Consider the following 531-nt stretch of genomic DNA (forward strand, 5'->3'; position numbering starts at 1 on the left):
CCGTCGTGCCTTTTTCTGCAAGCAATTTGTTCTGCATTCAATAGATCTCTATATTTTAAATCGGATATTTTATTAATATCGATTTTATGATAAAAACCAATGGGCACAGGAATCATATTATTAATATTGAGTACTGATAAAAGTTGTGACCTGTTTGTGATTTTTACAAAGGTCAAACTTTCATACATATGCTTATGTTTGGGTTTGGGAGAAGATAAGGGAACAAAATAATGAATATTGTTAATCTTCAAAATAATACCAAGGTAAGGTTTGCTGTGTTTACCGTGGTGTTTTTCAACTCGATAGTCCAAATTATGAAGTTGATCAACGTAAGATGGATTTATGTTGTACAGCTTTAATTGCTCGTTCATTTTTCCTCAAAAAAAGCGAGGTGCTTTTTAACACCTCGCTTAAACTCTCACTTATGGTGGGGAAACACCAACTTATAAAACTCTCACTATCTGGTAGAGAAACACCGACTTTTACACACTTATTTTATAAGATTTTTTATAAGAAGACAATAATTTCAAA

At 31.8% G+C, this 531-nt stretch carries 1 protein-coding gene; it reads right to left on the reverse strand.

The annotated features are described in order from the left end of the window. A partial coding sequence (locus tag HMPREF0518_RS09380) for a type III toxin-antitoxin system ToxN/AbiQ family toxin (RefSeq protein WP_003627998.1) occupies positions 1 to 371 on the reverse strand: 371 nt, incomplete at its 3' end. Between the last annotated feature and the right edge of the window lie 160 nt (positions 372 to 531).

This window comes from Lactobacillus helveticus DSM 20075 = CGMCC 1.1877 (assembly GCF_000160855.1).
Classification (GTDB): Bacteria; Bacillota; Bacilli; order Lactobacillales; family Lactobacillaceae; genus Lactobacillus; species Lactobacillus helveticus.